Source organism: Spiroplasma sp. ald (genome assembly GCF_044714355.1).
Lineage (GTDB): Bacteria > Bacillota_I > Bacilli_A > Mycoplasmatales > Mycoplasmataceae > Spiroplasma > Spiroplasma phoeniceum.
The window spans coordinates 22443-28959 of sequence record NZ_RXFY01000003.1; the positions used below are offsets into that span (position 1 = coordinate 22443).

The window sequence follows — 6517 nt, forward strand, 5'->3', positions numbered from 1 at the left end:
AAATGGGAACAAAAACAATTGGTTTATCTTATAATCAAGGCTTTGATGTTTTAATGGGATATGAATCAACACCTGATGCAGTTAATTATGTTATTAATAATGATTATGTTTTATTTTATAATCAAAGCCACCAATGTTGTGGGTTTAATTTGTTAAATGCTAGTAAACATTTAACAACATCTTTGAAGTTAGGAATTAATAGTGATAATTCTGATTTATTAGCAGAGTTAGGAGGTATTTTTAAACAAAAAGATTATTCTTTTAATATTAATCAACAACCACAATTTATTGTTGGTAAAATTCTTGAGCGTAAAAAACATCCTAATTCAGATAAATTAAATATTTGTCAAGTAGACATTGGTTTATCAACTGAACAAATTATTTGTGGAGCTAATAATTGTGATATTGGCAAATTGGTTGTTGTTGCGCGTGTTGGGGCAATTATGCCTTCAGGTTTAAAAATTGTTCTTAGTGAATTACGAGGAATTATTTCAAATGGAATGCTTTGTTCTGAACGCGAATAGGTATTACCAATTACTATTATTGGTAAAAAAATTATGTTATTATATTATCAAAGCAACAATATCATCTGGGAAATAGTTTTTGAAAGGAATATTATAATGGGCAAAATTAAGACAGGGTATTATAGTGCAATTTATTTTTTAAAAACAGCAAATATTTTAAAAAATGAAAAACCAAATGATTTAATAACAATGCAGTTTTTTCAACGTGAAGAAAATGTTATTCTAGCAGGCGTTAATGAATGTGTTGAATTATTAAAAACAGAAGTTTTTAATGCGGAAAGTTTAGAAATCACTGCCTTAACCGATGGCGATTTAATTCAAGCTAATGAACCAGTTTTAAAAGTAACTGGGCATTATTATCAGTTTGGCCATTTAGAAGGTATTATTGATGGTATTTTAGCACGACAAACAAGTATTGCAACAAATTGTTATCGTGTATTACAAGCAACTAATAATAAGCCAGTGATATATATGAATGATCGTAGTGATTATTATTATAATCAAGAAAATGATGGTTATGCTGCAAAAATTGGTGGAATAACTAATTTTGTTACAACAGCACAAGTAACAAAATTAGTTGGTAATTATGAGCCTATGGGCACTGTTCCGCATGCTTTAATCCAAACTTTTAATGGTGATTTAATTGCAGCTTTGAAAGCTTATCAAAAGTTTTATTCAACTGATAAATTAGTGGCTTTAGTTGATTATAATAATGATGTTATTACTGATACTTTGCAAGTAGCACGTGCATTTTCAAATTTATATGCAGTTCGTGTTGATACTTCTCAATCATTAATCGATAAATATTTTCTTGGAAAAGAAGATAAGTATCCAAGTAGTGAAATTAATGGTGTTAATAAACACTTAATTCGTGCTTTACGTCAAACTCTAGATAAGGCAGGATATCAACATATTAAAATTATTGTTTCATCAGGATTTAATGTTCAAAAAATCCAGGATTTTGAAAAAGAAGGTGTTCCTGTTGATATTTATGGTGTTGGTGAATCGTTGGCAAAAATTAATATTGGCTTTACTGGTGATGCTGTTCAATTAAATGGTGTTGATCAAGCAAAGGTTGGGCGGAGTAATATTGCTTCGAATCGACTAGTTAAAAAATAAGAAATGTTTTATAATATATGTAAATAAAGGGGGTTTTCATGATGAGTGAAAATAAAAACCATAAAATAGAGTCTTATTATAATCATGATGATGCTTATCCTCATTTAAAACAGGAACGAAAACAATATCAAAATGAAAACGAAAAAATTACAATTGAAAATAATAAGAATAAATCTCCTTTAACATCGTTATGTGAAGTTATTTCACCTTTATATGGAAAAAAATTAGATGGTGCTGATGAATTTAAAGTTAATATGTCGCATTCATATAAACAACAAAAAGAAATTAATCCCATAACTTCGATTGAGAATGTTATTGCTCAGCGGGTGAGTGAGAAGAAGGCGGAGTTAGCGAAAATTCATATTACTGAAGAAAAAATTTCGTCTTTTGATAAAACTAACATTGAACCATATTTTCGAAAATATGATCCAGTTACAAATAAAGAAATTATTCCATCAACTTTAAAAACTAAAAATAAATTATCTGAACCAACGGCACAAACGGTATCATTTTTATTAAAGCCACGAAAAAGTGGAACAAATATTTTTGGCGATAGAACAGCTGAGTTAAAAGTAGAATTAGAACAAATTAAAGAAAAAATTCGTAATCCAATGCCACAACATAATGTTGATGATTATGAGCAAACAGCAATGTTTGAAGGAATTGAAGAGCAAAGAGAAATTAATGAACAGATTCGCAATGCAGTTGCTGAAGCTTATCATATTGATGATAATTTTTCTGAAGATATGCCATTAGAGCAACGCCGTCGATTAATCCAACATAATTCAACAAAAGCGGGAGCAGTTAGATTTAAAACGCTACTTAATTTACAAGAAAATAATTTAAATAATCAGTTTCTTCGTCGCCCGAAACCATTATCACAAAATGCATCAGGATATCATAAGAAATTGCATGATTTACGAAACAGTGATTCTGAACCAGATATGAACCACGTTAAAGAATATCATACTAATCGTAATTCTTATTTATCACGCATGTTAGAAATTGAAGAGCAAACAGCAAAGGAAGCAGAAGCAAAACGTCGTGAACGAATTAAAACACAAATTAATAATGTTCAAAGGTATAATGAAAATAATAATGAATAGGTAAGGAAAATTTTAAAAACTGATAGTGTGATTAAAAGAATGAATAGGGGAATCAACCAATTTTACTGGTGCTAATTTTTTTGTTAAAACCTTTATTATAAAAAAATAATTTAAAAAATATTATAAAATATTAGTAGGAATGCAATTATGAAAACACATATATTTAAATAATTTAACAAAAAGATAGGAATTAATTAAATGAATAGAAAAGTAAAAAAACAAACAATAATAATCAGAGGAACAACTTTTGGTGTCTTAGCAACAGCAGGAGCTATTGCAGGTATTGTTTTTGGTATTAGACATATAAATGGTGATTTTGAAACTGAAAAAAGCCAAATATGAGAAATGATTAAAGAAACACCCAAGGATACTGCCCATGTTGTTTTTATTAACGGATTTGTTGGTACATCTCTTGTTGAAAAGTATTTATTTGAAAGTGTTAAAGGTAAATTTTTGGTTGATATTATTCGTAGTTATATGGTTTCAGGTCGTGCAAAAAATGAGCAAGAACGTGTTGCTAAATATAATCAAAAGTTTTCACACAATAATTTAAATAACCAAGATAATGTTATTGATAAGCCTAATAGGTTGTCGCATATGAAATCGTATTTTTGGTTTAATGATAAAAAAGAAATTATTCGTTCTTTTACAGGTAGTGGTAATTTTTCAGAATCTGTCTTATTAAAAGTCCCATCTTATAAAGAAGTCTATTATATATTACTATTTAGTTAAGAAATTTATTACATTTACAATTTAATGTAAAAATATCTTAATTTAAAAAAAATCTAATATTTTTAGGCTAAAATAATACTAAGTGTAATTTTACACATATTGAATATGGAAAAATTCAAAGAAAGGTCACAAGTATGAAAAAAGGTCAAAAAAGAAAACTAAAATTATGACATAAAATTACAATTTGGGGAATCTTAAATGCTTATGCGTTATTATTATTAATTGCTGTGTTTGCTTTACCACAAACACCTTGACATTGTCGTTTATTCGCGTTTATCAATATTTTTGTTATATTATTAGCACAAGTAATTTATTATACTCGTCTTTATTTTAAAAATAAAAAGAAAGCAACTAAAAATAAACCTATTAAATTGCAATAATTTTAAAAAACTAAAAAGAACACTTTATTCCTATAAATAGCATTATTTAAATGGTAAAATGTTCTTTTTTTATTTTTTGTTAGTTGTAAGATAAATTAAATGATATTTTCGTTTTCCACGACGAATAATTAAATATTTATCAAATAAAAAATTATCTTTTGCTACAAGTCAAGTTTCTTCTTTAACAATTTGCCCATTAATAGTAATTGCACCTTGTTCTAAAAACTCACGACCTTCACGTTTAGAAGAAACAATCTGTGCTTGTACTAATAAATCAAGCAGCGGCAAATTAAGATTTGTTAAATGAAAATTAGGTAAATTGTTATCAAGTTGGTCTAGCTGTTGTTCTGATAATTCATGTAAATTGCCTTTAAATAAAGCTTCGCTAACAATTTGTGCTGTTTTTAATTCTGCTGCTTGATGAACAAATAAAGTTACTTCTTCTGCTAGTTTTTTTTGTGCAATGCGTTGTGCTGGTTCATTTTGGTGAACTGCTTCAAGAGCAATAATTTCTTTTTCAGATAACATTGTTAAATAACGTAATAATTTCCCTGCTTCTTGGTCATCTTGGTTATAAAAGAATTGATAAAATTCATACGGCGATGTTTTTTTTGAATCTAATCAAACTGCCCCTGATTCTGTTTTTCCAAATTTGGAACCATCAGCTTTTGTTAATAAATTCATTGTCAAACCACAAGCTAAATTATCTTCTCCAATTTGTTTATAAATATAATCTGTACCCGAAGTAATATTTCCTCATTGGTCACTACCACCAGTTTGAACAGCACAATCATAATTAATATATAATTGATAAAAGTCATAAGCCTGCAATAATGTGTAAGAAAATTCAGTATATGATAAACCAACTTCAATTCTAGTTGCAATATTTTCTTTTGCTAATAAATAACTAATATTAAAATCTTTACCAACATTTCGCAAAAAATCAATCAAGGTCATTTTTTGCAATCATTCAGCATTATTAACCATTTTAACTTTTGACCCAATTAATTGTTGCATTTGATTACTAATGGTTTCCACATTATGTTTAATTGTTTTATCATCTAGCAATACCCGTTTTGCTTTTTTTCCACTAGGATCACCAATCATTCCTGTCCCACCACCAATAATAGCAATTGGTTGAAATCCAAACATTTCAAAACGTTTTAATAACATAATTTGAATTAAATGCCCAACATGTAATGAATCACCGGTTGGATCAAAACCACAATAAACTCCTTTTTTTAATTCTTGCGCTTTTAATAATTTTGCTTCATTAGTTACTTGTTTTAATAGTCCTCTTCATCTTAATTCTTCTAAAATATTTTTTACCATCATTTATCTCCTTTGCTATTTAAAAAACTCTAAATTATTAGAGTTATTTCTTATCTACTTTTGAATCTTTTTTAATTGGGGCAGACTTTCCTTCTTCAATAATTTTTTCAGAAATTGATGATGATGTTTTTTTCAAATCTTCAGTTACCTTAATTCCAGCGTCAATTGCTGAAACTGTTATTTTTGCTAAATCTTTTGCCACTGCGCGCACATTAGGTGATTTTGCTGCTGCTTTAATTAATTTAACTGCACCATTATCAATTTTCTTTAATGTCTTATAAGCCATTTCTTTTGTTGAAGCAGAATCTAAAATTTCAACTGCACCTTTGACATTTTTAATGTGCAATTCAATATCAGCTGCAACTTCATCTGATTCTATTCCTTGCGATTTTTCTCATACAATCTCAATTTTATTAACCATTTTTTTAAGTTGTGGATTATATTTTTTAACTAAATTAATGAAATCTTGTCGTAATTCTGAACCTTTTTTCGGAGCAATTAACATTCCTACTACCATCACTGCCAATGTTTTAACAAATTTAAATGCCATAATTATTCCTTCTCATCAGAATTAGCAAAATCTTTTAATTTATCAACAATTCGATAGGCAATGTCTTTATTACGAGCAATAATTTTCACTCATGCTTTAACGTTTCGTTTTGCAAAAGCTTCAAAAACATCAATATAATTTGAAACTTTAACAACGGTATCAACAGTAGAATTTAACATTTCTGATTTATAAGTTAAGTCTTCAACAAAATAATCAAATTTCTTAGCAGCAATTGCAACTTTTCGCGCAGCAATAATGCCATAACAGCAAAAAACAATTGCTAAACATAATAAAACAATGATTAAAATTGTTTGTGAAATTAATAAATTATCATTTGCTGCTAACATATAGATCATTCTTTTCCACCCTTTTTCTAATCGTATTAAATATTACTTTTATATTTATATTATAACTTATTTTATAATTTATTTTAAATAATATTAGAATAATTAGTTAACTTAATGATAAAAATTAATATATACTAATTTACAACAATATATAATTTATCTTTACAAGATAGTATTAAACCAGTTTTTACATTAATTTGTTTTATGTTATATCAAAGAATAAAATCAGTAATTAATGCAAAATACTCAAAAATTTACGATATTGTAGTATTTTTTTACTTTTATTAATTATTATGTAAATTAAGTTGTTTAAAAATATTAAAAATTTCCAATTAATAGACTTCTTGCATAACCTAGTTATTTTAAAATTCCTATAAAATATATTTAAAATAGAAATTATAGGAATCTAAAATTATGAAATTTGATA

At 27.1% G+C, this 6517-nt stretch carries 8 protein-coding genes; 5 read left to right on the forward strand and 3 right to left on the reverse strand.

Features of this window, described 5'->3' with window-relative positions; translation table 4 throughout:
* Positions 1-2: 2 nt before the first annotated feature.
* The 5 genes from ytpR to EHU54_RS00620 all read left to right on the forward strand — a co-directional run bounded on the left by ytpR (position 3) and on the right by EHU54_RS00620 (position 3861).
* Positions 3-524 (forward strand): YtpR family tRNA-binding protein, encoded by a 522-nt coding sequence (gene ytpR / locus EHU54_RS00600; RefSeq protein WP_400248365.1) that lies wholly within the window; start codon positions 3-5, stop codon positions 522-524.
* 96 nt (positions 525-620) lie between these two features.
* Entirely contained in the window at positions 621-1643 is a 1023-nt protein-coding gene (locus EHU54_RS00605; RefSeq protein WP_400248367.1) for a nicotinate phosphoribosyltransferase, read from the forward strand.
* 41 nt (positions 1644-1684) lie between these two features.
* Positions 1685-2749, forward strand: coding sequence for a hypothetical protein (locus EHU54_RS00610; RefSeq protein ID WP_400248368.1), 1065 nt, complete (start codon positions 1685-1687; stop codon positions 2747-2749).
* A gap of 198 nt (positions 2750-2947) precedes the next feature.
* Positions 2948-3481 (forward strand): hypothetical protein, encoded by a 534-nt coding sequence (locus EHU54_RS00615; RefSeq protein ID WP_400248370.1) that lies wholly within the window; start codon positions 2948-2950, stop codon positions 3479-3481.
* Between the two features lie 134 nt (positions 3482-3615).
* Positions 3616-3861, forward strand: a complete 246-nt coding sequence (locus EHU54_RS00620) for a hypothetical protein (RefSeq protein ID WP_400248371.1) — start codon at positions 3616-3618, stop codon at positions 3859-3861.
* Positions 3862-3930: 69 nt separating this feature from the next.
* Here EHU54_RS00620 and tyrS read toward each other — a convergent pair whose 3' ends face one another.
* The 3 genes from tyrS to EHU54_RS00635 are packed head-to-tail and all read right to left on the reverse strand — an operon-like array spanning position 3931 to position 6099.
* Positions 3931-5193 carry a tyrosine--tRNA ligase gene (gene tyrS, locus EHU54_RS00625; RefSeq protein WP_400248373.1) on the reverse strand — a complete coding sequence of 421 codons (1263 nt, stop codon included), beginning with the start codon at positions 5191-5193 and terminating at the stop codon, positions 3931-3933.
* Between the two features lie 43 nt (positions 5194-5236).
* The gene (locus tag EHU54_RS00630) at positions 5237-5743 is read right to left on the reverse strand and encodes a hypothetical protein (protein WP_400248374.1); all 507 of its coding nucleotides are present in this window, start codon (positions 5741-5743) and stop codon (positions 5237-5239) included.
* A gap of 2 nt (positions 5744-5745) precedes the next feature.
* Positions 5746-6099: a hypothetical protein gene (locus EHU54_RS00635; RefSeq protein ID WP_400248376.1), complete on the reverse strand. Its 354-nt coding sequence runs from the start codon at positions 6097-6099 to the stop codon at positions 5746-5748.
* Between the last annotated feature and the right edge of the window lie 418 nt (positions 6100-6517).